A 22674-nucleotide genomic window follows, 5' to 3' on the forward strand; every position below is an offset into this window, starting at 1 on the left:
CCGTGGCTCAGTAGTCGAAGGCGCGGGCGGTGTTGGTCGCGAGGGCCTCCGCCAGCTTCTCCTCCGTGATCCCGCGCACCGCGGCCATCGCCCGGACGGTCACCGGGATGAGGTACGGGGCGTTGGGGCGGCCGCGGAAGGGCGCGGGCGTGAGGAACGGGGCGTCGGTCTCGACGAGGACGAGCTCCAGCGGGGCGACGGCGAGGGCGTCGCGCAGCGGCTGGGCGTTCTTGAAGGTGACGTTGCCGGCGAAGGACATGTAGTAGCCCTTGGCCGCGCAGGTCCGGGCCATGTCGGCGTCGCCGGAGTAGCAGTGGAAGACGGTCCGCTCGGGCGCGCCCTCCTCGTCGAGGATCCGCAGCACGTCGGCGTGGGCCTCGCGGTCGTGGATGACCAGGGCCTTGCCGTGCCGCTTGGCGATCTCGATGTGGGCGCGGAAGGAACGCTCCTGCGCGGCCATGCCCTCGGGGCCGGTGCGGAAGTGGTCGAGGCCGGTCTCGCCGACGCCGAGGACGTGGGGCAGGGCGGCCAGCCGGTCGATCTCGGCGAGCGCGTCGTCGAGGGCGGCGTCGCCGCCCGCCTCGCGGGCGCCCTGGCGGGACCAGCCGTCGGGGTCGCCCAGGACGATCCTGGGGGCCTCGTTGGGGTGCAGGGCGACGGCCGCGTGCACGTTCTCGTGGGCGGCGGCGGTCTCGGCGGCCCACTGGGAGCCCTTGATGTCGCAGCCGACCTGGACGACCGTGGTGACGCCGACGGCGGCGGCCTTGACGAGGGCCTCCTCGACGGTGCCGGACTGCATGTCGAGGTGGGTGTGCGAGTCCGCGACCGGGACCGGCAGGGGCTCGGGCAGCGGCGGCGGGGCGTCCTTGGAACTCATGGCCCGATCGTACGAGGGCCATGAGTTCCGCCGCGAAGCGATACCGCGGTCCTACTTCCTGGAGCGGAAGGGGTGCAGCAGGTCGGAGAGGTGCCAGTGGTGCGGGACGGGCGGGGGCTCCTCGCCCGCGACGGGGATGTCCTCGGTCAGTTCCTGTCCGATGGGTCCGGCGATCGACACGGGCTTCGCCGACCGGGCCGCGTGGCTGTGGTGCTCGGTCGCCGCGATCGTGTCGAGCACCGAGGCGACCTGGCCCGCCCGCATGATCCGTACGACGTGACTGCCGCAGTTCATGCAGGTCGGCCGGGACAGCGGCGACGGGACGCGGACCCCGTCCGCCTTGTACACGACATAGGCGTGCCCACGCGCGTCCACGTGGTGCTCGATCTCGTAGGCCTGCTCCCAGCCGTAGCCGCATCTCATGCAGGCGAAGGCGTACGCCTCATGGGCGACGGGCGTTCCGGTGCCGGTGCCGGTGATCTCGCTCATTCCAGCTCCTCTCCACTGAGACCAGTGGACGCCTTTTCGGGCCGGAACGCATCAGCGCCGGAGAAACCATGGACGCCATTTGGCGTTTCCTTGCCCCGAAGGCCTTCGAGCGGGCCCGCCGCCGGGTTTCCGCTTTGCCTTCAAGATTAGTCCTTTACCGTACGTGGGGCCTACACGGAAACTACCGGTCCTTTCCCATGCCAGGACCCTCCGCGTTCTTTGCCGCCACGACGGCATCGAACACCTCGCGCTTGGGAACACCGGCCTCCGCGGCGACCGCCGCGATGGCTTCCTTCCGCCGCTCCCCCGCCTCCTCGCGCACCCGCACCCTGCGCACCAGCTCCGTCGCGTCGAGCTCGGCGGGTCCGGGCTCCGGGGCGCCCTCGACGACGACGGTGATCTCGCCGCGCACGCCCTCCTTCGCCCAGGCGGCGAGCTCGTCGAGCGCGCCGCGCCGGACCTCCTCGTACGTCTTGGTCAGCTCCCGGCACACGGCGGCCCGGCGGTCGGCGCCGAAGACCTCGGCCATCGCGGCGAGGGTGTCGTCGAGCCGGTGCGGGGCCTCGAAGTAGACGAGGGTGCGGCGCTCCTCGGCGACCTCGCGGAGCCGGGAGAGCCGCTCGCCGGCCTTCCGCGGCAGGAAGCCCTCGAAGCAGAAGCGGTCGACGGGCAGTCCGGACAGGGCGAGCGCGGTGAGCACCGCGGACGGGCCGGGCACGGCGGTGACCTTGATGTCGCGCTCGACGGCGGCGGCGACCAGGCGGTAGCCGGGGTCGGAGACGGACGGCATGCCCGCGTCGGTCACCAGCAGCACCCGCGCGCCGCCGGCCAGCGCCTCGACCAGCTCGGGCGTGCGGGCCGACTCGTTGCCCTCGAAGTAGGAGACCACCCGCCCCCGGGTGTGCACGCCGAGCGCGCGGGTGAGCCCGCGCAGCCTGCGGGTGTCCTCCGCGGCCACGACGTCCGCGTTCTCCAGTTCGGTGGCGAGCCTCGGCGGAGCGTCCGCGATGTCGCCGATGGGGGTGCCTGCGAGTACCAGCGTTCCTGTCACAAGGGTCATCCTCCCAGCCCGCCGGCGGTCCACCCAGCCCGGACAGGCGACGCGCACAGACGCGTTCCCTACGATGGCGCGGTGACCAGAACCGCACCCGAGGCCCTGGAGGGTCAGCACCCCATGGACCCCAGGGACGCCGAAGACCTCACGGCCGTCAAGGACGCGCGGGACGACCGGGACGACTGGGACCGCGCGGACCTCGCGGGACCGGCCGGGCCCGGGCGCACCGCGTGGCTGCGCAGGCTGCGGCGCTTCGGTTACCGCCCCGCCACCACGGGCTCCCTGGCCGTCGGGCTGCGCGAGCGGCTCGTGCCGCCGTACACCCGGCCCTCGCCGCGGCTGTGGTCGCTGCTCGGGATGTCCCCGAAGGCCGCCCACCGGGTGTGGCGGCTCGCCGCCTGGGGCGGGCCGCTGCTCGTCGCGCTGGTCGCGGGCCTGCTGCGGTTCTGGAAGCTGGACAAGCCGCACGCGGTGATATTCGACGAGACGTACTACGCCAAGGACTCCTGGGCGCTGATCAACCAGGGCTACGAGGGCGCCTGGCCGAAGGACATCGACAAGACGATCCTGTCCGACCCGGGCTCGGTCCTGGTGCCCACGGACCCGGGCTACGTGGTCCATCCGCCGGTCGGCAAGTGGATCATCGGTCTGGGCGAGAAGCTGATCGGCTTCGAGCCGCTGGGCTGGCGGTTCATGGTGGCGCTGCTGGGCACCCTGTCGGTGCTGATGCTGTGCCGGATCGGCCGGCGGCTGTTCCGCTCGACGTTCCTGGGCTGCCTGGCGGGCCTGCTGCTGGCGGTCGACGGCCTGCACTTCGTGATGAGCCGCACGGCGCTGCTCGACCAGGTCCTGATGTTCTTCGTGCTGGCCGCCTTCGGCTGTCTGGTCGTGGACCGGGACCGGGCACGGGCCCGGCTCGCCGGGGCGCTGCCCGTCGACGAGGAGGGCGTGCTGCGGCCGGACGCGGACGTCGCGGAGCGGTTCGGGCTCGGCTGGCGGCCGTGGCGGCTCGCGGCCGGCGTGATGCTGGGCCTGGCCGCCGGCACCAAGTGGAACGGCCTCTACATCATGGCCGCGTTCGGCCTGATGACGGTGCTGTGGGACGTCGCCGCCCGGCGTACGGCCGGTGCGATCCGCCCGTACGCGGCGGTGGCCCGCCGTGACCTGGTCCCGGCGTTCGTGTCGACGGTCCCGGTCGCCATCGCCACGTACCTCGCCTCCTGGTCGGGCTGGATCTTCACGGACAGGGGCTACTTCCGGAACTGGGCCGCCGAGCAGGACAAGCTGAACGGCGGCGGGGCCTGGAGCTGGCTGCCGGACTGGCTGCGCAGCCTGTGGCACTACGAGACCGAGGTCTACAAGTTCCACGTGGGCCTGAGCTCGCCGCACACCTACGAGTCCAACCCGTGGAGCTGGCTCGTCCTGGGCCGCCCGGTCTCCTACTTCTACGAGTCCCCCGCCCCCGGCACCGCGGGCTGCCCCGCCGACGCCAAGGAGAAGTGCGCCCAGGAGGTCCTGGCCATCGGCACCCCGCTGCTGTGGTGGGCGGCCTGCTTCGCGCTCCTCTACGTCCTGTGGCGCTGGGCCTTCCGCCGCGACTGGCGCGCGGGCGCCATCGCCTGCGCCTTCCTGGCCGGCTGGGCACCGTGGCTGCTCTACCAGGAACGCACCATTTTCCTTTTCTACGCGGTGGTGTTCGTCCCGTTCCTGTGCCTCGCGGTGGCGATGATGCTGGGGGCGATCGTGGGCCCGGCGGGTTCCTCGGAAAGGCGGCGCACCTTCGGGGCGGTGGCCGCGGGTGTGCTCGTTCTCCTCATCGTCTGGAATTTCATCTACTTCTGGCCGATCTACACGGGGCAGGCGATTCCGATGGACCAATGGCGCAACAGGATGTGGCTCGACACGTGGGTGTGACGGAAGGCGACACCGGGGCGCGGCGGGAAACAGACGCTCTGGTCGCTTTCCTGTAACGATCGCCGTCGGCTGTCACTCCTGTCGCTTAGGCTGCCTCGAGGCCACACCTGGGGGAGGGAGGCGCAGCCATGCGCAGTGGTGCGAAGGTCGCGATCGTGGGCGGGGCGTTCGTCGTCGTCGCGAGCGGGGTCGGTTACGGGGGATACAACCTCTGGAGCGGGATCACCGGCGGTTCCGGCGGCGCGGTGGGCACGTCGGGCAGCGAGAGCAGGAAGACCGGCCCGGTCACCTCGGAGGAGGTGACGTCGACCGCGAAGGACTTCCTGGCGGCCTGGGCCACGGGCGAGTCGGACCGGGCGGCGCAACTGACCAACAACCCGGTCGAGGCCGGTCCCGCGCTGCTCGGCTTCCGCGAGGAGGCCAAGGTCTCCGCCGTGACCATCACCCCGGGCGCGCCGACCGGGTCGGGCTCGGTGCCGTTCACGGTGAAGGCGACCGTCACCCACGACGGCGTCTCCAAGCCGTGGACGTACGCCTCCGAGCTGACCGTGGTACGCGGCCTCACCACCGGCCGACCACTGGTCGACTGGGAGCCGGCCGTGCTGCACCCGAAGCTGACGACGAAGACGGCGACGCTCCGCACGGGCGGCGCGAAGACCGGCGAGATCCAGGCCGTGGACCGCAAGGGCCGGGTCCTGACCGCCGAGAAGTACCCGTCGCTCGGCCCGGTCCTGGCCCAGCTGCGCGACCGGTACGGCTCGACGACGGGCGGCAAGCCGGGCGTCGAGGTCTACGTCGACTCGGGCGAACAGGGCGTCCCCGACACCACCCTGCTGACCCTCGCCAAGGGCGAGCCCGGCAGGCTGCAGACGACGATCGACGCGGACGTGCAGGCGGCGGCCGAGAAGGCGGTGGCCCGCTACGGGACGGCGTCGGTGGTGGCGATCCAGCCGTCGACGGGCGCGGTGCGGGCGGTGGCGAACAGCCCGGCGAACGGGTTCAACACGGCCTTCCAGGGCAAGAAGATGCCCGGCTCGACGATGAAGATCGTCACGGCGGCGCTGCTCCTCGAGAAGGGCCTGGTGAAGGCGGACGCCGTCACGGACTGCCCGTCCGAGGCGATGTACAACGGGCGGACGATCCGCAACCTCGACGACTTCTCCCTGCAGGGCAAGACCTTCGGATACGCCTTCGCCATGTCCTGCAACACGGCCTTCATCAAGAAGATCGACGACGTGGAGGACATCGAGGGCGACGACTTCGGACTCGCGCGGGAGGCGCGGGAGGTCTTCGGTATCGGCCTGGACTGGAAGACCGGCATCGTGTCGGAGGACGGCAGCGTCCCGGAGGCTTCGGGAGCCGCGGCGGCCGAGCAGTACATAGGCCAGGGCACCGTCACGATGAACCCGCTGAACGTCGCGTCGATCACGGCGACCGCGAAGGCGGGCGAGTTCAAGCAGCCGTATCTGGTGGCGGCGGACGTCGACAACCGCGCGTTCGCGGAGGCCGAGCGGAAACTGCCGGCGCAGGTGGCGAAGCAGCTGCGCGAGATGATGCGGACGACGGCGACGGCGCGCTACGGCACGGCCACGGACGCCATGGCGTCCGTGGGCGGGGACAAGGGCGCGAAGACCGGCTCGGCGGAGGTCGACGGCCAGGGCGTGTCGGACTCCTGGTTCACGGGCTTCTCCGACGACCTCGCGGCAGCGGCCTTCGTCCAGGGCGCGGGCCACGGGGCGACGGCGGCGGGCCCGGTGGTGGCGCAGGTCCTGAGGGCGGGCTGACGGCTCGACGTGCGGCGGTGTGCGGCGACGTAGTCGCGGGAGTAGTCGCGGGAGCGACGCCGGTAACTGTTCGGAAGCGGCGCCGTAGGCCGCGGAAGCCGACACCGTCAGCTCCTCGGGACGCGGCGCGGTAGGCCCGGGAGGTGACGTCGAGCCCCCGGCCGCGGCACGGTAGGCCCGGGAGGTGACGTCGAGCCGTCCCCGGGCCGCGGCGCGGTAGGCCTGGGACGTGACGTCGAGCCGGCCCCCGGCCGCGGCGCGGTAGGCCTGGGACGTGACGCCAAGCCGGCCCCCGGCCGCGGCGCCGTCAGCACGCTTGAACGCGGCGCCGTAGGTCCCGGGAGGTGACACCCGGGGTTCCCCGGGCCCCCGCCCGCGCTCCCTCGCGTGCCCTGTACACGTACCGCTAGCGTGCGGGGTCATGACCACGTCACCCGCTGATGCCGCTTCCCGTTCCGCCACGACAGCCGGGGCCCCGCGCGGCCCCCTCGCGCCGGGCCCGGAGCCGCGTGCCGCCCGCGCGGGCGGCACGCCGGCGGGCCCCGACGGACGTGCGGCGTGACGCCGCTGGTCGCGGCGGCGGTGCTGCTCGCCGCGGTGACGCACGCGAGCTGGAACGCGATCGCGGCGGGCATCCTCGACCAGCTGCTGTCCTTCACCCTGATAGCCGGCGGCGGCGCCCTCATCGGCGCCGTCGGCGCGTGCCTCACCCCGCTGCCGGAGGCCGGGGCGTGGCCGTACCTGATCGCCTCGGCCGTCCTCCATGTCGCCTACTACGCGCTCCTGATGAAGTCCTTCGAGCTCGGCGACTTCGGGCAGATGTACCCGATCGCGCGCGGCACGGCGCCGCTGGTCGTGACGCTGCTCGCCGCGGTGTTCGTCGGCGAGGTCCCCGGCGGCGGGCAGCTCGCGGGCGTCGCGGTCGCCAGCGCGGGCCTCACCGGCCTGGCCCTGTGGGGCATTCGCGGCAAGGGCGCGCGCCCGCACTGGCCGGCGCTGCTGGCCGCCGGGGCGACCGGGCTGTCGATCGCCGCGTACACGGTGGTCGACGGTGTCGGCGTCCGCGCCTCCGGCACGCCGCTGGGCTACATCGCCTGGCTGATGCTGCTGGAAGGGCTGGTCATCCCGGCGTACGCGCTCCACCGCCGCCGCGGCCGGCTGGCCGCCGAACTCCGCCCGTACGCCGTCCGCGGCCTGCTCGGCGCGGCCCTGTCCGTCGCCGCCTACGCCCTGGTCCTGTGGGCCCAGACCCAGGCGCCGCTGGCGCCGATCGCGGCGCTGCGCGAGTCCTCGATCATCGTGGGCGCCGCGATCGGCGCCCTCCTCTTCAAGGAACGCTTCGGCGGGCCCCGGGTCGCGGCGGCGGGCCTGATGGTGGTGGGCATCGGGCTGATGCTGTACGCGAGCTGACGGGGGCCGGAAGCCCCCTGCCCGTACCTCCCCCTTCCCTTGCCTATCGTTTTTCGATAGATTCCTATCGTGAATCGAGTGGAGGAGTGGTGTCGATGGGCAACATGACGGTGCTGGCCCTGCGGGGCGTGCTCGTGGCCCTGCTGGGAGGTTCGGTGTTCGTGCAGGCGGTGATGGTGCCGCTGCTGGCCGCCGACCTCGACGGCCTCGAAGGCGATCTCGCCCACCTCAGGACGCCGCTCCTGGCGGTCGTCCTGCTGGGAGTCGTGAGCGCCCAGGTCGTCCTGGTGTGCGTGTGGCGGCTCGTGACGATGGTGCGGCGCGGGACGGTCTTCTCGACCAGGGCCTTCCGGTACGTGCACATCGTGATCGGCGCGCTCGTGGCCGCGGCCCTGCTGGTGTTCGCGCTCGGAGTGATCCTGGCACCGGGCGAGGCCGTCGCGCCGGGCGTGGTCCTGCTGATCGGCGGCGTGGGCGTGGCGGTCCTGGGGGTCGCGCTCATCGTGCTGGTGCTGCGGATGCTGCTGGCGCAGGCGGTCGACCGCGACGTCGAGGCGACGCGGATGCGGGCCGAGCTCGACGAGGTGATCTGATGCCGATCGTCGTCGACATCGACGTGATGCTCGCCCGGCGCAAGATGTCCGTGGGCGAGCTCGCGGAACGCGTCGGCATCACCCCGGCGAACCTGGCGGTCCTCAAGAACGGCCGCGCGAAGGCGGTGCGCTTCACCACCCTCGAAGCCCTCTGCGAGGCCCTGGCGTGCCAGCCGGGCGACCTGCTCCGCTGGCAGGCGGAGGAGGTCTGACCCGCCGTGCGGTGGGTGCCCCGACGGCGCCTGGCCAGGCGTGGCCGTGCGGTCTCGGTCAGGGGTGCATACGGTGGGGCACGAGGGCCTTTCTGGTCGCCGGTGCAGATGTCGCCATCCACACCGAACCCGGAAGGCCCTCACCCGTTCAAGGTCCCTCAGCCGAGACCTGCATCACCCGTCCGCAACCTCCCGGGACAGAACACCTGGGCGACACCTAGGCGGCCAGCGACGCCCGCACCGCGCGTATCAGGGCCTGGGCGCGCGGGTCCGCCGTGACCGTCTTGCGCATGCCGTTCGTGACGTAGCCGAAGGAGACGCCCGAGTCCGGATCGGCGAAGCCGAGGGAGCCGCCGCGGCCCGGGTGGCCGAAGGACGTGGGGCCGAGCAGCGGGGACGCCGGGCCGTGCAGCATGTGGCCGAGGCCGAAGCGGGTGCCGACCACGAGGACCCGGTCGGGACCCGCGGACTCCTCGGTGCGCGCCAGGGCGAGGGTCGCGGGGGCGAAGAGGCGGGGGCCGCCGTCGACGGGGCCCAGGGTCGAGGCGTAGAAGCGGGCGAGGGCGCGCGCGGTGGCGACACCGGCGGAGCCGGGGAGCTCGGCGGCGCGGTACACCGGGTCGTTCTCGTCCGGCTTGGGCTCGATCACGCCGAACGCCCGGCGGGTCAGCGACTCCGGGTCCTGGTAGGCGGCGACGACCGCCGGCTTGGGGCGGAGCCGGAGCGCCGGGCTGTCCGGCGGTTCGATCTCCTCGACCGGGCCGAGCCTCCCCACCCGGTGCGCCTCGTCCTCCGGCAGGCCTATCCACAGGTCCAGGCCCAGCGGGCGGGCGACCTCCTCGGCGACCCAGCGGCCGATGGTGCGGCCGGTGACCCGGTGGACCAGGCCGGACAGCAGCCAGCTGAAGGTGTGGGCGTGGTAACCGTGGGCGGTGCCCGGCTCCCAGGCGGGGGCCTGGGCGGCGATCGCCTGCGTGGCGGTGTCCAGGTCGACCGCCTCGGCGAGGCTCAGCGGACGGTCGAGGACCGGCACGCCCGCCCGGTGCGCGAGCAGCTGCCGTACGGTCACGCGTTCCTTGCCCGCCGCCTTGAACTCCGGCCAGTACGTGGCGACCGGCGCGTCCAGGTCGAGCCGGCCGCGCTGGTGCAGGAGCAGGGGGACGGCCGCGGCGACGCCCTTCGTGGCCGAGCGGACGACCTGCGCGGTGTCCACCGCCCACGGGGCGTCCCCGTCCACGTCGCGCGTGCCCGCCCACAGGTCCACGACCTTGGTGCCGTCCCGGTAGACGGCGACCGCAGCGCCGCGCTCCCCGCGCTGCTCGAAGTTGCGCAGGAACGCGTCCCTGACCGGCTCGAATCCCGCCGCCACCGTGCCCCGGACGTCCACCTGAACCCACGCTTCCTCTCGTACGACCGAACTGCTCCCATGGTGCAACGTGGGACCGACATCCCCGATTCCGGGGGCCGCGGTCAGGGGCCCGGGGACCGTGGGGGTCGGGTCGGGACCCTCAGGGTCTCCCGTCGTCAGGCGACCGAGCTCGGCACGAAGCCGTACGGCAGTTCCAGGCGGTGCCGGGCCATGAGCTCCTCGTCGGCCAGGATGTCGGCGGTCCGCCCGTCGGCGGCGATCACGCCCTCGCTGAGGATGACCGAGCGCGGGCAGAGCTCCAGGGCGTACGGCAGGTCGTGGGTGACCATGAGGACGGTGACGTCCAGGGAGCGCAGGATGTCGGCGAGCTCGCGCCGGGAGGCCGGGTCGAGGTTGGAGGACGGCTCGTCGAGGACGAGGATCTCCGGTTCCATGGCGAGCACGGTCGCCACGGCCACCCGCCGCCGCTGCCCGAAGGACAGGTGGTGCGGCGGCCGGTCGGCGAACTCCTCCATGCCGACCCGGGCGAGCGCCTTGCGGACCACGGTCTCCAGCTCGGCGCCCCGGACACCGGCCGCCGCCGGGCCGAAGGCCACGTCCTCGCGGACGGTCGGCATGAACAGCTGGTCGTCCGGGTCCTGGAAGACGATGCCGACCCGGCGCCTGATCTCGGCGAGGTGCTTCCTGCCGACCGGCAGGCCGGCGACGGTGACGCCGCCCGCACCGCCGGTCAGGATGCCGTTGAGGTGGAGCACCAGGGTGGTCTTGCCGGCGCCGTTGGGACCGAGCAGCGCGACGCGCTCGCCGCGCCCGACGGCCAGGTTCACGCCGAAGAGTGCCTGGTGGCCGTCGGGGTACGCGTACGCGAGGCCGCGTACGTCCAGCGAGGGGGGCTCGGCGGAAGGCTGGTGCTCGGTCACAGGGTCCATCCCAGGAGGCAGATGAGGAGGGCGGCCGCGGGCAGGGCGGCGGCCCTGCGCCATTGGGCCGCGGTCGCGGTCACCTCGTCGATGACCGGCATCGAGCCGGTGTAGCCGCGGCTGACCATGGCCAGGTGCACCCGCTCGCCGCGCTCGTACGAGCGGATGAAGAGGGCTCCGGCGGTCTTCGCGAGGACGCCCCAGTGCCGTACGCCCCTCGCCTCGAAGCCGCGCGAGCGGCGGGCGATCGACATGCGCCGCATCTCGTCCGTGATCACGTCGCCGTAGCGGATCATGAAGGAGGCGATCTGGACGAGCAGCGGCGGCAGCTTGAGCCGCTGGAGGCCGAGGAGCAGTTCGCGCAGTTCGGTGGTGGCGGCGAGCAGCACGGACGCGGCGACGCCGAGAGTGCCCTTGGCGAGGACGTTCCACGCGCCCCACAGGCCCGGGACGGAGAGCGACACGCCGAGGACGGTCGTCTGCTCGCCGGGCACCACGAAGGGCATGAGCAGCGCGAAGGCGACGAACGGGATCTCGATGAGCAGCCGCTTCAGCAGGAAGCCGGCCGGGACGCGGGCCCGCACGGCGACGGCGCCGAGCAGGACCGCGTAGAGGGCGAAGGCCCACATCGCCTCGCGGGGCGTGGCGGCGACCACGACGACGAAGGCGAGGACGGCGGCGAGTTTGGTGTGCGGGGGCAGGGCGTGGACCGGCGAGTGCCCCTGCCGGTAGAGCTTGTGCGCGTGCCCCGCTCCCATGTCAGACCTGCGCGCCGGTCGCGTGGCGCCGCCGCACGGCCCAGAAGGCGCCGGTGCCGACGGCGAGGGTCGCGCCCACGCCGATCACGCCGGCCAGGCCGCCGGAGAGGCGGGCGTCGTCGACGTCCTTGACGCCGTAGTCGGCGAGCGGGGAGTCGGCGGCGGCGTGCGGGCGGACCTTCGCGTCGATGCCCTTGTCGGCGGCGACCTTCTCCAGGCCGTCGGGGCTGGCCGAGGCGTAGAAGGAGACGAAGCCGGCCAGGACCAGCGCGGTGACGACACCGCCGGTCCACAGCTTCTTCGGGGAGCGGGCGGGGGCGTCGCCGGCGCCGGGCCCGGCGGCGGGCGCCGCGTCGACGAGCTCGCCGTCCACGCGCAGCTTGAGCGGCGCGGTCAGGCCGCGGGCGCCGTACACCAGGTCGGACCGGACGGCGACGACCGCGCCGACGGTGAGCATGGTGATGGCGGCCTCGCCGATGCCGATGAGTGTGTGGACGCCGGCCATGGCGGCGAGGACCTTGCCGATCGGCACGTCGGTGGTGCCGCCGATCGCGTAGACCGCGGTGAAGGCGACGGCGGCGGCCGGTACGGAGACCAGCGCGGCGGCGAAGGAGGCCACGGTCACCGAGCGGCGCGTGCGCGGCAGCACGAGGACGAGGCCGCGGAAGAGCGCGTAGGCGACGAGGACGGTCACCACGCCCATGACGGTGATGTTCACGCCGAGCGCGGTCAGACCGCCGTCGGCGAAGAGGATGCCCTGCATGAGCAGGACGACGGCTATGCAGAGCACGCCGGTGTACGGCCCGACGAGGATCGCCGCGAGCGCGCCGCCCAGGAGGTGTCCGCTGGTGCCGGCCGCGACGGGGAAGTTGAGCATCTGCACGGCGAAGATGAAAGCGGCGACGAGACCGGCCAGCGGCGCGGTCCGCTCGTCGAGCTCCTTGCGGGCTCCGCGCAGGCTGACGGCGACGGCGCCGGCGGCGACGACACCGGCGGCGGCCGATACGGGAGCGTTGATGAATCCGTCAGGTACATGCACGCCCGCATGATACGGCGCTCCTGCGAACCGTTTGCAAGAGCGCTCAGGGGTCAGGAGGGGGACGAGAAGCCCTCGTCCGCCCGGGCGCACGCCTGGAAATAGTGGGACATTAGGGACTAACAGCGCGAATGAGTGTGACGCGTCCGAGTGTGAGGAGCCGTCCGATGCCCCACGCCGCCGGTGACCATGACGTACGCGCGGTCCGCGCGGACCGTACGGACCGTGCGGACCGTGCGGTCGAGGACCACGCCAGAGGCCGGATCATCAGCGATGCCCCGCTCTCGCGCCCGGTACCGGTGGCCCTCCGCTTCGACCCCGGCGCCGAACCCGCGACCGTCCGCTTCGTCTTCCCCGGCAACATCGAGTGGTCGTTCCCACGCACCCTCCTGGAGACCGGGCTGCGCGCGCCCGCGCGGCGCGGCGACATCGGCGTGTGGCCGTGCGGCCGGGTGCAGACGGTGGTGGAGTTCCACACGGACGACGGGGTCGCGGTCGTCCAGTTCGACACCACCGCCCTGCTGCGCTTCCTCCGGCACACGTACGCCGTCGGCGCGCCGATGTCGGCACGCTGACGGCGTACGCGCCGCGTCGGCTCCCCGTCCCCACGGGTTCCGGCGCGGTCCGGGGCCCGCCACCCGCTCAAGCGGCGGCCCCGGAGTCTCACGAGGCGGGCGTCCGACCGGAACGGAACACCCGGCCGGAACGGGGCGCCCGGCCGGAACGGGACGCCCGGCCGGACGCCGACCGGCCGGATCTGCCTGACCGGCCCGGTCGGCGCGGGTCAGACGGAGACCAGCTCGCGGTCCTCGTCCTTGCCCCCGTCCCGGCCCTTGCCGTCGCCCTTGCCGGCGGCTCCGTCCCGCGCGGTGACCAGGCCCTCGCCCTCGACGTCCACGTTGGGCAGGACGCGGCCGAGCCACTTCGGCAGCCACCAGGCCTTGTGGCCGAGCAGGGCCAGCACGGCCGGGACGATCGCCATGCGGACGACGAACGCGTCGAAGAGGACGGCGACGGCCAGACCGAAGCCGATCATCTTCACCATCTGCTCGCTGGAGCCGATGAAGCCGGCGAAGACCGCGATCATGATCACCGCGGCGGCGGTGACGACCCGGGCGCCGTGGCGGAAGCCCGTGACGATCGCCTCGCCGGGGCGCGCGCCGTGAACGTACGCCTCGCGCATCCGGGTGACCAGGAAGACCTCGTAGTCCATCGCGAGGCCGAAGACGACGCCCACCATGAAGATCGGCATCATCGACATGATCGGGCCGGTCTGCTCGACCCCGAACAGGCTGCCGAGCCAGCCCCACTGGAAGACCGCGACGACCGCGCCGAGGGCGGCGACCACGGAGAGCAGGAAGCCGAGGGCCGCCTTGAGCGGGACCAGGACCGAGCGGAAGACCACCATGAGGAGGAGGAAGGCGAGGCCGACGACCAGCGCCAGGTAGGGCAGCAGCGCGTCGTTCATCTTCTGCGAGAAGTCGATGTTCATCGCGGTGGCGCCGGTGACCAGGACGTCGTCGCCGGTCGCGCCGCGGATGCCGTGGACGAGCTCCTCGGTCTCCACGGAGGACGGGCGGTCCTTCGGGATCACGGTGATCATCGCGGCGTCGCCGGCCTTGTTCGGGGTCGGCGGGGTGACGGCGGCCCAGCCCTCCAGGCCCTTGATCGTGGAGACGGTCCTGTCGGCAGCGGCCTTGTCGCCGTCGACGACCACGAGCAGCGGGCCGTTGAAACCGGGGCCGAAGCCGTCGGACAGCAGGTCGTAGGCGCGGCGCTCGGTGGCGGAGACCGGCTTCGCGCCGTCGTCCGGGAGGCCCATCTCGAGGGACGCGGCCGGTACGGCGACGGCGCCGAGGCCGAGGACGCCGACGAGGAGGACCATCACGGGGCGGCGGATGACGAACCGGGCCCAGCGGGTGCCGGCGTTGGGCTTGCCGTCCGTGTCCTTCTGCGGGCCCTTGCGCTCCTTGCGGGCCACGACCTTGTTGCCGGCGAAGCCGAGCAGGGCGGGGATGAGGGTGAGCGCGATCAGTACGGCGATGACGACCGTGCCGGCGGCGGCGAAGCCCATCTTCGTCAGCATCGGGATGTTGACGACGGCCAGGCCGACGAGCGCGATGACGACGGTGAGGCCGGCGAAGACCACGGCGGAGCCTGCGGTGCCGACCGCGCGGCCGGCGGCTTCCTCCTGCTCACGGCCCTCGGCGAGCTCCGCGCGGTAGCGGGAGACGATGAAGAGGGCGTAGTCGATGCCGACCGCGAGGCCGATCATCATCGCGAGGGTGGAGGTGGTGGTGCCGAGGTCGAGGACACTGGCGAGGGCGGTGATCGTGGAGATGCCGATGCCGACGCCGATGATCGCGGTGAGCAGCGGCAGTCCGGCGGCGACCAGCGAGCCGAAGGTGATGACGAGCACGAAGCCCGCGATGACCACGCCGATGATCTCGCCCGCGCCCTGCTCCGGCATGCTCTGCAGGGCGTCGCCGCCGATCTCGACGGTCAGGCCCTGGCCCTGCGCGTCGCGACCGGTCTTCTTGAGCGCGTCACGGGTCTCGTCGGTCAGCTCCATCGCGTTGACCTTGTACGCGACGGAGACGTAGGCGGTCGAGCCGTCGCGGGAGACCGCCTGCCCGGCGTACGGGTCGGTGACGCGGGCGATCTGGCCGGAGCCGGACTTCAGCTGGGCGACGGTCTTCTCGACCTTGGCCTTGTTGGCGGGGTCCTGCATGCTCTGGCCGGCCGGGGCCTTGAAGACCACGCGGGCGGTGGCGCCGTCGGCGCTGCCGCCGGGGAAGCGCTGTTCGAGCAGGTCGAAGGCGCGCTGGGCCTCGGTGCCGGGAATGGAGAACGAGCTGGAGGTCGCGGCGGGCGCGGTGGCGGCGCCGACTCCGGCGAGCGCGAGGAGCGCCACCCACAGCAGGGCGACGAGCCGTCGGCGCCGGAAGGCGGAACGGCCGAGCTTGTAGAGGAACGTGGCCACGGGGGCGTACTCCCGGTGTTGAGTGGGACAGGACATGGGGAGCCGGCCCGACGGCGTGAGCGGTGCGACGTCAGGTGGTGCGGGAAGTGCGGGAGGTGCGGGACCGCGGGGCGCGGTGGGTCAGGCGCCGAGTGAGGGGAGCACGACGGCGTCGAGATAGCTGCTGAGGAACTCGTGGTCCACCGGCTGATCGTCGATCAGCGGGCGGGCGACGAACGCTCCGATCAGCATGTGCGGGACGAGTGTCAGCGCCGGGTTTCCGGCGTCGACCTCGCCCCGCCGCACTGCTCGTTCCAGCACCTCGCCGAGGCCGGTCATCTCGGGTTCGATGAGCAGCTCGCGCAGCGCCTGGAGCAGTTCGGGGTTGTCGTGGACGGCATGGGCCAGACCCCGCATCAGCGCGGAGTCCTTCTCCATCTGGCAGTCGTCGGTCCGCTCCAGCATCGCCCGGAAGTCGCCGCGCAGGCTGCCGGTGTCGATCTCGGCGAGCGAGACCGGCTTGTTGTGGCGCAGCGCCTTGGCGACGAGTTCCGGCTTGCTCCCCCACTGGCGGTAGAGGGTGGCCTTGCTGGACCGGGTGCGGGCGGCGACGGCGTCCATGGTGAGGGCGTCGTAACCGACCTCGCGGAGGAGTTCGAGCACGGCCTCGTACAGCTCGGCCTCCCGCTCCGGGGTGAGCCTGCTGCGCGCCATGCCTGACCTCCGTACCGAACGAAACGGTTTCGTACACCACGACCATACCCCCGCCCTCAACGAAACGAAACCGTTTCGTACGTGTCCTGGACCACAATCCCACCCCCTCTCCACCCCTTCTGTACTGACGTACGAGTTGCCTCACCCCCTTCGCGCGGAAAGCATGAGGAGGTGAGTGACGACGTCGCGTATCTCCGCTTCCCGCACCTCCACGGCGAACTGCTGTGCTTCGCCGCCGAGGACGACCTGTGGGTCGCCCCTCTCGCGCCCGAGGGCGACCGGCCCGGCCGCGCCTGGCGGATCACCGCCGACCGGACCCGGGTCGGACATCCGCGCTTCTCCCCGGACGGACGGCACATCGCCTACACGAGCTGGCGCAGCCTCGACCCGGAGATCCACCTCGCGCCCGTGGACGGCGGGCCGTCCCGGCGGCTCACCTACTGGGGCTCCACGGACACCCGGGTCTGCGGCTGGTCCCCGCCCGACAACGACGGCCGGTCCGACATCCTCGCCGTCTCCTCCCACGGCCAGCCCTTCTCCTACTTCTCCTGGGCCTACACCGTGCCCACCGACGGCTCGCCCGGCGGCCGGATGCCCTGGGGCCCGGTCTCCCACATCGCCGTCGCCGACCTCGACGAGGACACGGGCGAGGCCCGGATCTCCCCGCACGACAGCTCCGGCGCGCACCGGCGCACCCTGCTCCTCACCGGCACCCCGCCGCACGAGCCCGCCTCCTGGAAGCGCTACCGCGGCGGCGCCATGGGCCGCCTCTGGCTGCACGGCGAACAGCTGCTCCCCGACATCGGCGGCCACCTGGACGCGCCCATGTTCGTCGCGGCCCCCGCCGGCGAGGGCGGCGGGTGCCGGATCGCGTTCCTCTCCGACCACGAGGGCATCGGCAACCTCTACTCCTGTCTCCCCGACGGCACCGACCTGCGCCGCCACACCGACCACGACGAGTTCTACGCCCGCAACGCCTCCAGCGACGGGCGCCGGGTGGTCTACCAGTGCGCGGGCGAGCTGTGGATCGTCGACGAACTGACCGCCGACTCCCGGCCCCGCCGCCTCGACGTCCGCCTCGGCGGCCCGCGCACCGGCCGGCGCCCCTACCAGGTGCCCGCCGCCCACCACGTGGACGCCCTGTCCGTCGACGAGACCGGCCGGGCCAGCGCCGTGACCGTGCGCGGCAGCCTCTACTGGCTCACCCACCGCGACGGCCCCGCCCGCACCATCATCGACACCCCCGGCGTCCGCGTCCGGCTGCCCGAGATGCTCGGCAGCGGCGGCCAGGTCGCCTACGTCACCGACGCCGACGGCGAGGACGCCGTCGAGATCGCCTATCTGCCCCGGGCCACCGGCGACCGCGAACCGCGCCGGCTCGCCTCCGGTGAACTCGGCCGGGTCGAGGAACTGGTCTCCGACCCGGACGGCGAACGCCTCGCCATCGCCTCCAGTGACGGCCGGCTCCTCCTGATCGACGTCACCGAGGAGTCGAACGGAGAGGTCACCGAACTCATCCGCTCCGTCAACGGCCCCGTCCGCGACCTCGCCTTCTCCCCCGACGGCAGCTGGCTCACCTGGTCCCACCCGGGCATCGGCCGCTCACTGCGCTCCATCAAGATGGCCCGCATCTCCGGCCCCGGTGCCCGCGTCGTCGTGGACGTCACCAACGGCCGCTTCGAGGACGAGAACCCGGTCTTCACCCGCGACGGCCGCTATCTCGCCTTCCTCTCCTGGCGGGGCTTCGACCCCGTCTACGACGTGCACACCGGCGACCTCTCCTTCCCGCTGGGCTGCCGCCCCTATCTCGTACCGCTCTCCTCCGCGACCCCCTCTCCCTTCGCCCTGCTCCCCGACGGACGGCCCGCCGCCGGCGGCCTGGACCCCGCCGACGAGGAGGCGGGCGCCGGGGACGGCACGGTCACCGTCGAGACCGAGGGGCTTCCCGACCGGGTCACGCCCTTCCCCGTGACCGCTTCCAAGTACTCCTCCCTCCACCCGGTCGCCGGCGGCGGACTCGTGTGGCTGCGCTGGCCGATCTCCGGCGCCCTCGGCGAGACCTTCGCCAACCCCAACGACCCCTCCCCCCGCCCCACGCTGGAGCACTACAACATCACCAAGGGCCGCAAGACCGAACTCGTCGACCACCTCGACTCGTTCGCCGTCAGCGGCGACGGCACCCGGCTCGTCGTGGTCGACGAGGGCGACCTGCGGGCCGTCCCCGCCACCGAGTCCGGCGACGGCGACTCCACCGTCTACCTCGACCTGCGGCGGATCGTGCACGAGGTCGACCCGGCCGCCGAGTGGCGGCAGGCCTTCGACGAGGCCGGGCGGATCGTCCGCGCCTACTTCTGGGAGCCGGACATGGGCGGCCTCGACTGGGCGGCCGTCCTCGACCAGTACCGCCCGCTCGTCGAACGGGTCGCCTCCCCCGACGAGTTCGCCGACCTGCTGCGCGAGGTCATGGGCGAGCTCGGCACCTCCCACGCGTACGTCACGCCCGCCCGGCGCAACGAGGGACCGCCGCACTACCAGCGCCCCCAGGGCCTGCTCGGCACCAACTTCGTGCCCCGCGAAGGCGGCTGGCAGGTCAAGCGGATCCTGCCCGGCGACTCCTCCGACTCCAAGGCACGCTCGCCGCTCGCCGGCACCGGCATCCGCGAAGGCGCCGTCCTCACCCATGTCGACGGCCGACCCGTCGACCCCGTCGCCGGCCCCTATCCCCTCCTCTCCGGGACCGGTGGCACCACCGTCGAACTCACCTTCACCCCCACCGAGGGCGAAGGCCGCTCCCGCCGCATCGCCGTCGTCCCGCTCGTCGACGAACGCCCGCTGCGCTACCAGGACTGGGTGACCAAGCGCCGCACCGTCGTGCACGAGATCAGCGGCGGACGCTGCGGCTATCTCCACATCCCTGACATGGGCGGCTCCGGCTGGGCCCAGTTCAACCGCGACCTGCGGATGGAGGTCTCCCGGCCGGCCCTCATCGTGGACGTCCGCGGCAACGCCGGCGGCCACATCAGCGAGCTGGTGATAGAGAAACTCACCCGCAAGATCCTCGGCTGGGACCTCACTCGCAACGCCCAGCCGGTCAGTTACACCTCCAACGCTCCACGCGGCCCCATCGTCGCCCTCGCCGACGAGGCCACCTCCTCCGACGGCGACATGATCACCGCCGCCTTCAAACTGCTCCGCCTCGGCCCCGTCGTCGGCGCCCGTACCTGGGGCGGAGTCGTCGGCATGACGGGCCGCCACCGGCTCGGCGACGGCACCCAGATCACCGTCCCGATGAACGCGGCCTGGTTCCCCGAATACGGCTGGTCCATCGAGAACCACGGCGTCGCCCCGGACCTCGCGGTCCTGCGGACCCCTCTCGACTGGGCCGAGGGCCGGCACGCCCAGCTCGACGACGCCGTCCACGTGGCCCTCGCCCTCCTGGAGGAGAACCCGCCCGCGGGTCCGCCCGGTTATGAGTCGGTGCCGGACCACTCCCGGCCGAAACTGCCGCCGAGGTCCAGCTCGTAAGCCGTAGCGGGCTCGCCGCCGTCGAGCGTCACACTGCCCACCGCACCGAAGCCGACCCGGGCGAGCACCGCCCGGGACGGCCCGTTGTCCACCGTCGTCACGGCGGTCAGCCGGCTCAGGCCGTACTCCTCGCGCGCCCGTATGCACAACTCCCGGACCATCACGGTCGCCAGCCCGCGGCCCGTGGCCTTCTCGGCCATCCGGTAGCCCAGCTCGGCGCTGCCGGTCTCCCGGTCCACGTCGAGCAGGTTGAAGCGGCCGAGTATCTCCCCGTCGCCCGCCACCAGCACATGGAAGAGAATCGTCCCGACCTCCTGCTCGTCGAGCAGGGCCCGGTGCCGGGCGGCGAAGTGGTCGTCCTCGAAGAACGCGTCCCCGCGGTCGGGCACGGACGCGGCGAAGTAGGCCCGGTTCTCCCGCTCGAAGGCGAGCAGGGCGGGCGCGTGGTCGGATCGCAGTCGCTCAAGTACGAACTCAGTCACGGACATGGCATCACCGTACGTAACCCGGCGACTCCGCACCCCCGGTTATCCACAGGCTGCGCAGATCTTCGTACTTTTCCCGCTTCCCACGGATGGCTTCCCTCGCCATTCCCTCCCTCCCTTCCTCTCTCCCTCTCTCCCTCTCTCCCGCCCTTCCTCTCTCCCGCCCTTCCTCTCTCCCTCCCTCCCTCTCCCCCACACACATGCGCGAAGGCGCACCCGGCGTCCCGGGTGCGCCTTCCTCACAGAACGGCGTCAGGCGTCGTAGTCCATGTCGAGCCGGTCCTGCTGCTCGGTCTCGGGCCGCTGACGGTCCGACCGTTCCGACCGCTCGTCCGGCCGGCCCGAGCGCTCCTGCCCGCGCTCCTTGGCCTGGGTGGCGCGCTGGGACGCTTCGTCCTTCTTCGACCTCAGCGATTCCTTCGCCTGCTGCGCCTTGTTCTGCATCTCGTCCTTGATGCCCATGCGTATTCACTCCTAGAAGGGTGTGAGGGGTGCGGGGCGGAAGTGCCCCTTGGGCACGATCAGACTGACACGGCACCACACGCGTCGCATTTCGATCACCTACGGACAGTCACCATTCGGCGGACACCCACCGCCGCACCACAGGTCGCACCAGCCGTCACACACGCCACACCCTCCGCCGAGACCGGGACCCGCCGACCGCCGCACACGCCACACCCTCCACCGAGACCGGGACCCGCCGACCGCCGCACACGCCACCGAGACCCGGACCCGGCAGCCCTCACACCCGCTTCCCCCTCGCCTGCTCGTCCGCCGCGCCGCCCGCGCCCACGAGGCCCTTCGACACCGACCCGAGGCGCGGCTCGAAGCTCCGCATCTCGCGCTGTCCGACGGCGGCGATGATGCCCGGCAGATAGCCGCGGCTCGACTGCATCCCGCGCAGCCACCACTGGGCGTACACATGGGCCGAGCGCCGCTCGATGCCCGCGACGATGCGGTCGACGGCCGGGCCGAGCGGATAGGTGCGGTTCGACGGCCACGGCAGCCGCGACCGCAGCTCGCGCATCACGTCGTCCTGGTCCGCGCCCCGCACCATGTCGGTGTCGGTCCAGGAGAGGTAGCCGACGCCGACCTTCACGCCCTTGTAGGCGACCTCGGCGCGCAGGCTGTGCGCGAAGGCCTCGACGCCGGACTTGGACGCGCAGTACGCGGTCATCATCGGCGCCGGTGTCATCGCGGCCAGCGAGGCGATCTGCAGGAAGTAGCCGCGGGATTCCATGAGGACGGGCAGGAACGCGCGGGCCGTGACGGCGCCGCCGATCAGGTTCACCTCGATGACCCGCCGCCAGGCGACCGGGTCGGAGTCCACGAACGGACCACCGGCCGCGACACCGGCGTTGGCGACCACGATGTCGACCTTGCCGAACCGTTCCTTGACCTCCGTCGCGACCCTGGCCATCGCCTCGTGGTCGGTGACGTCGGCGTGCCACCAGTCCGCCTCGGTGTGCAGCCGGCCCGCCACCTCCTTCAGGAGCTCCGGCTCCAGGCCCACCAGCGCGATCTTCGCCCCTCGCGCGGAGAGCTTGCGGGCGAGGAGTTCACCGACGCCACGGGCTCCTCCGGTGACGACAGCCACCTGTCCTTCCAGGCTCACCCTGCTCATGCCTCTGCCTCCTCCTTCACAGTCTGCTCCGGGACGGGCCGGTCGTTCACGAGATGGTTCTTCTTCGCGCCCAGGTAGGTGAGCGTCAGTTCGCGGATCTGCGCGCTGACGGCCTCGGGCGCCTCCACCGGCGTCATGTGGCCCATGCCGGCCAGCTCGACCAGTCCCGTGCAGTGCGGCAGCGCCTCTGCCATCGCCCGTGAGTGGCGGGGCGGGGTCAGGCGGTCGGCGGCGCCGACGAGCACGGTCACCGGCAGCCGCAACTCGCGCACGTCCGCTTCCAGATCGAGCCCCGCCAGGACCTGCGACCAGCCGTGGCGTGCCGCGCGCGGACAGGCGTGCACGATGCGGGCACAGGCGTCCACCCGCTCGGGCGCGGAACCGGCCCCCATGGTCGCGTACCTGAGGATCCGCTTCGAGACCGGTGTCACCGGCCCGAGCGGCGCCTTCGACCCGAGGACCGCGCGGCTGAGCCGGGTCCGCAGCCGCCCGGGGCCCAGTGGTACGACGAGGGCTTCGTCCGTCAGCCGCGAGGGCCCGGTGGAGCAGAGCAGCGCGGCGGCGGCGTGCTGCCGGAACAGCGGGCGCCGGGCCGCGGCCATGATCGTCATGCCGCCCATGGAGTGCCCGGCCACCACGGCCCGCTCACCGGGTCCGAGCGCGGCGCCGAGCACGGCTTCCAGGTCGTCGGCGAGCGCCTCCGTCGAGTAGCCCTTGCCGGCCGCGAGAGGGTCGGGCACCGGCGAACCGCCGTGCCCGCGCTGGTCGTAGGCGACGACCCGGTGGTCGACGGCCAGGTCGCGTATCTGCGCGTCCCAGAAGCGGGTCGAGCAGGTCCAGCCGTGGGCCAGGACCACGGCGGGCGCGCCCTCGGGGCCGTACACCTCGACGTGGACCGACGAGCCGTCGGCGGAGGTCACGGCGATGTCGCGGCGGTTCACCGCACGG

At 72.6% G+C, this 22674-nt stretch carries 20 protein-coding genes; 7 read left to right on the forward strand and 13 right to left on the reverse strand.

The window, feature by feature from the left end; genetic code table 11:
• Window positions 1-7: 7 nt before the first annotated feature.
• The 3 genes from ESG85_RS07355 to rsmI all read right to left on the reverse strand — a co-directional run bounded on the left by ESG85_RS07355 (window position 8) and on the right by rsmI (window position 2417).
• A complete protein-coding gene (locus tag ESG85_RS07355) occupies window positions 8-877 on the reverse strand; it encodes a TatD family hydrolase (protein WP_128977221.1) in 870 nt (289 codons plus the stop codon).
• Between the two features lie 51 nt (window positions 878-928).
• A complete protein-coding gene (locus tag ESG85_RS07360) occupies window positions 929-1366 on the reverse strand; it encodes a hypothetical protein (RefSeq protein ID WP_128977222.1) in 438 nt (145 codons plus the stop codon).
• Window positions 1367-1547: 181 nt separating this feature from the next.
• Window positions 1548-2417 carry a 16S rRNA (cytidine(1402)-2'-O)-methyltransferase gene (rsmI, locus tag ESG85_RS07365; RefSeq protein ID WP_128977223.1) on the reverse strand — a complete coding sequence of 290 codons (870 nt, stop codon included), beginning with the start codon at window positions 2415-2417 and terminating at the stop codon, window positions 1548-1550.
• A gap of 81 nt (window positions 2418-2498) precedes the next feature.
• Between rsmI and ESG85_RS07370 the strand changes: the two genes are divergently transcribed.
• From ESG85_RS07370 to ESG85_RS07390, 5 genes are all read left to right on the forward strand, one after another.
• The gene (locus ESG85_RS07370; RefSeq protein WP_246094864.1) at window positions 2499-4334 is read left to right on the forward strand and encodes a dolichyl-phosphate-mannose--protein mannosyltransferase; all 1836 of its coding nucleotides are present in this window, start codon (window positions 2499-2501) and stop codon (window positions 4332-4334) included.
• A 128-nt stretch (window positions 4335-4462) separates the two neighbouring features.
• A complete protein-coding gene (locus ESG85_RS07375) occupies window positions 4463-6118 on the forward strand; it encodes a penicillin-binding transpeptidase domain-containing protein (RefSeq protein ID WP_128977224.1) in 1656 nt (551 codons plus the stop codon).
• Between the two features lie 558 nt (window positions 6119-6676).
• The gene (locus tag ESG85_RS07380; protein ID WP_128977225.1) at window positions 6677-7528 is read left to right on the forward strand and encodes a DMT family transporter; all 852 of its coding nucleotides are present in this window, start codon (window positions 6677-6679) and stop codon (window positions 7526-7528) included.
• A gap of 95 nt (window positions 7529-7623) precedes the next feature.
• On the forward strand, window positions 7624-8121 hold the full coding sequence (locus tag ESG85_RS07385; RefSeq protein WP_128977226.1) for a DUF2975 domain-containing protein: 498 nt from the start codon (window positions 7624-7626) through the stop codon (window positions 8119-8121).
• A complete protein-coding gene (locus ESG85_RS07390) occupies window positions 8121-8333 on the forward strand; it encodes a helix-turn-helix domain-containing protein (protein WP_128977227.1) in 213 nt (70 codons plus the stop codon). The genes ESG85_RS07385 and ESG85_RS07390 overlap by 1 nt, the downstream gene beginning before the upstream one ends.
• A 217-nt stretch (window positions 8334-8550) precedes the next feature.
• On the opposite strand, the gene ESG85_RS07395 is transcribed toward ESG85_RS07390, so the two are convergent.
• The 4 genes from ESG85_RS07395 to ESG85_RS07410 form a co-directional block, all read right to left on the reverse strand.
• Window positions 8551-9720, reverse strand: a complete 1170-nt coding sequence (locus ESG85_RS07395; protein WP_128977228.1) for a serine hydrolase domain-containing protein — start codon at window positions 9718-9720, stop codon at window positions 8551-8553.
• 137 nt (window positions 9721-9857) lie between these two features.
• Window positions 9858-10631 (reverse strand): energy-coupling factor ABC transporter ATP-binding protein, encoded by a 774-nt coding sequence (locus ESG85_RS07400; protein ID WP_181018985.1) that lies wholly within the window; start codon window positions 10629-10631, stop codon window positions 9858-9860.
• The gene (cbiQ, locus tag ESG85_RS07405; protein ID WP_128977230.1) at window positions 10619-11380 is read right to left on the reverse strand and encodes a cobalt ECF transporter T component CbiQ; all 762 of its coding nucleotides are present in this window, start codon (window positions 11378-11380) and stop codon (window positions 10619-10621) included. The genes ESG85_RS07400 and cbiQ overlap by 13 nt, the downstream gene beginning before the upstream one ends.
• A gap of 1 nt (window position 11381) precedes the next feature.
• Window positions 11382-12419: an energy-coupling factor ABC transporter permease gene (locus ESG85_RS07410; protein ID WP_128977231.1), complete on the reverse strand. Its 1038-nt coding sequence runs from the start codon at window positions 12417-12419 to the stop codon at window positions 11382-11384.
• A 164-nt stretch (window positions 12420-12583) separates the two neighbouring features.
• Between ESG85_RS07410 and ESG85_RS07415 the strand changes: the two genes are divergently transcribed.
• Entirely contained in the window at window positions 12584-12991 is a 408-nt protein-coding gene (locus ESG85_RS07415; RefSeq protein WP_128977232.1) for an SsgA family sporulation/cell division regulator, read from the forward strand.
• Between the two features lie 209 nt (window positions 12992-13200).
• Here the strand turns inward: ESG85_RS07415 and ESG85_RS07420 are convergent, their stop codons facing one another.
• A complete protein-coding gene (locus ESG85_RS07420; RefSeq protein ID WP_128977233.1) occupies window positions 13201-15399 on the reverse strand; it encodes an MMPL family transporter in 2199 nt (732 codons plus the stop codon).
• A gap of 120 nt (window positions 15400-15519) precedes the next feature.
• Window positions 15520-16092, reverse strand: coding sequence for a TetR/AcrR family transcriptional regulator (locus tag ESG85_RS07425; RefSeq protein WP_128977234.1), 573 nt, complete (start codon window positions 16090-16092; stop codon window positions 15520-15522).
• Window positions 16093-16263: 171 nt separating this feature from the next.
• Here ESG85_RS07425 and ESG85_RS07430 point away from each other — a divergent pair, with 171 nt between their 5' ends.
• Window positions 16264-19617 (forward strand): S41 family peptidase, encoded by a 3354-nt coding sequence (locus ESG85_RS07430; RefSeq protein ID WP_128977235.1) that lies wholly within the window; start codon window positions 16264-16266, stop codon window positions 19615-19617.
• Here ESG85_RS07430 and ESG85_RS07435 read toward each other — a convergent pair.
• The 4 genes from ESG85_RS07435 to ESG85_RS07455 all read right to left on the reverse strand — a co-directional run bounded on the left by ESG85_RS07435 (window position 19560) and on the right by ESG85_RS07455 (window position 22667).
• Window positions 19560-20105 carry a GNAT family N-acetyltransferase gene (locus ESG85_RS07435; protein WP_128977236.1) on the reverse strand — a complete coding sequence of 182 codons (546 nt, stop codon included), beginning with the start codon at window positions 20103-20105 and terminating at the stop codon, window positions 19560-19562. The two genes, ESG85_RS07430 and ESG85_RS07435, sit on opposite strands and share 58 nt — an antisense overlap.
• 249 nt (window positions 20106-20354) lie before the next feature.
• Window positions 20355-20564, reverse strand: a complete 210-nt coding sequence (locus ESG85_RS07445) for a hypothetical protein (protein ID WP_128977238.1) — start codon at window positions 20562-20564, stop codon at window positions 20355-20357.
• Window positions 20565-20844: 280 nt separating this feature from the next.
• Window positions 20845-21726 carry an SDR family oxidoreductase gene (locus tag ESG85_RS07450; RefSeq protein ID WP_128977239.1) on the reverse strand — a complete coding sequence of 294 codons (882 nt, stop codon included), beginning with the start codon at window positions 21724-21726 and terminating at the stop codon, window positions 20845-20847.
• On the reverse strand, window positions 21723-22667 hold the full coding sequence (locus ESG85_RS07455) for an alpha/beta fold hydrolase (RefSeq protein ID WP_246094865.1): 945 nt from the start codon (window positions 22665-22667) through the stop codon (window positions 21723-21725). The genes ESG85_RS07450 and ESG85_RS07455 overlap by 4 nt, the downstream gene beginning before the upstream one ends.
• Between the last annotated feature and the right edge of the window lie 7 nt (window positions 22668-22674).

It is taken from the genome of Streptomyces roseicoloratus (assembly GCF_004117935.1).
Classification (GTDB): Bacteria; Actinomycetota; Actinomycetes; order Streptomycetales; family Streptomycetaceae; genus Streptomyces; species Streptomyces roseicoloratus.

Excerpts from the sequence above, each read along its gene's own strand:
- ESG85_RS07355 (WP_128977221.1), bottom strand. The coding sequence starts at position 877 with ATGAGTTCCAAGGACGCCCCGCCGCCGCTGCCCGAGCCCCTGCCGGTC.
- ESG85_RS07360 (WP_128977222.1), bottom strand. The coding sequence starts at position 1,366 with ATGAGCGAGATCACCGGCACCGGCACCGGAACGCCCGTCGCCCATGAG.
- ESG85_RS07375 (WP_128977224.1), top strand. The coding sequence starts at position 4,463 with ATGCGCAGTGGTGCGAAGGTCGCGATCGTGGGCGGGGCGTTCGTCGTC.
- ESG85_RS07385 (WP_128977226.1), top strand. The coding sequence starts at position 7,624 with ATGGGCAACATGACGGTGCTGGCCCTGCGGGGCGTGCTCGTGGCCCTG.
- ESG85_RS07390 (WP_128977227.1), top strand. The coding sequence starts at position 8,121 with ATGCCGATCGTCGTCGACATCGACGTGATGCTCGCCCGGCGCAAGATG.
- ESG85_RS07400 (WP_181018985.1), bottom strand. The coding sequence starts at position 10,631 with ATGGACCCTGTGACCGAGCACCAGCCTTCCGCCGAGCCCCCCTCGCTG.
- cbiQ (WP_128977230.1), bottom strand. The coding sequence starts at position 11,380 with ATGGGAGCGGGGCACGCGCACAAGCTCTACCGGCAGGGGCACTCGCCG.
- ESG85_RS07415 (WP_128977232.1), top strand. The coding sequence starts at position 12,584 with ATGCCCCACGCCGCCGGTGACCATGACGTACGCGCGGTCCGCGCGGAC.
- ESG85_RS07425 (WP_128977234.1), bottom strand. The coding sequence starts at position 16,092 with ATGGCGCGCAGCAGGCTCACCCCGGAGCGGGAGGCCGAGCTGTACGAG.
- ESG85_RS07435 (WP_128977236.1), bottom strand. The coding sequence starts at position 20,105 with ATGTCCGTGACTGAGTTCGTACTTGAGCGACTGCGATCCGACCACGCG.
- ESG85_RS07445 (WP_128977238.1), bottom strand. The coding sequence starts at position 20,564 with ATGGGCATCAAGGACGAGATGCAGAACAAGGCGCAGCAGGCGAAGGAA.
- ESG85_RS07450 (WP_128977239.1), bottom strand. The coding sequence starts at position 21,726 with ATGAGCAGGGTGAGCCTGGAAGGACAGGTGGCTGTCGTCACCGGAGGA.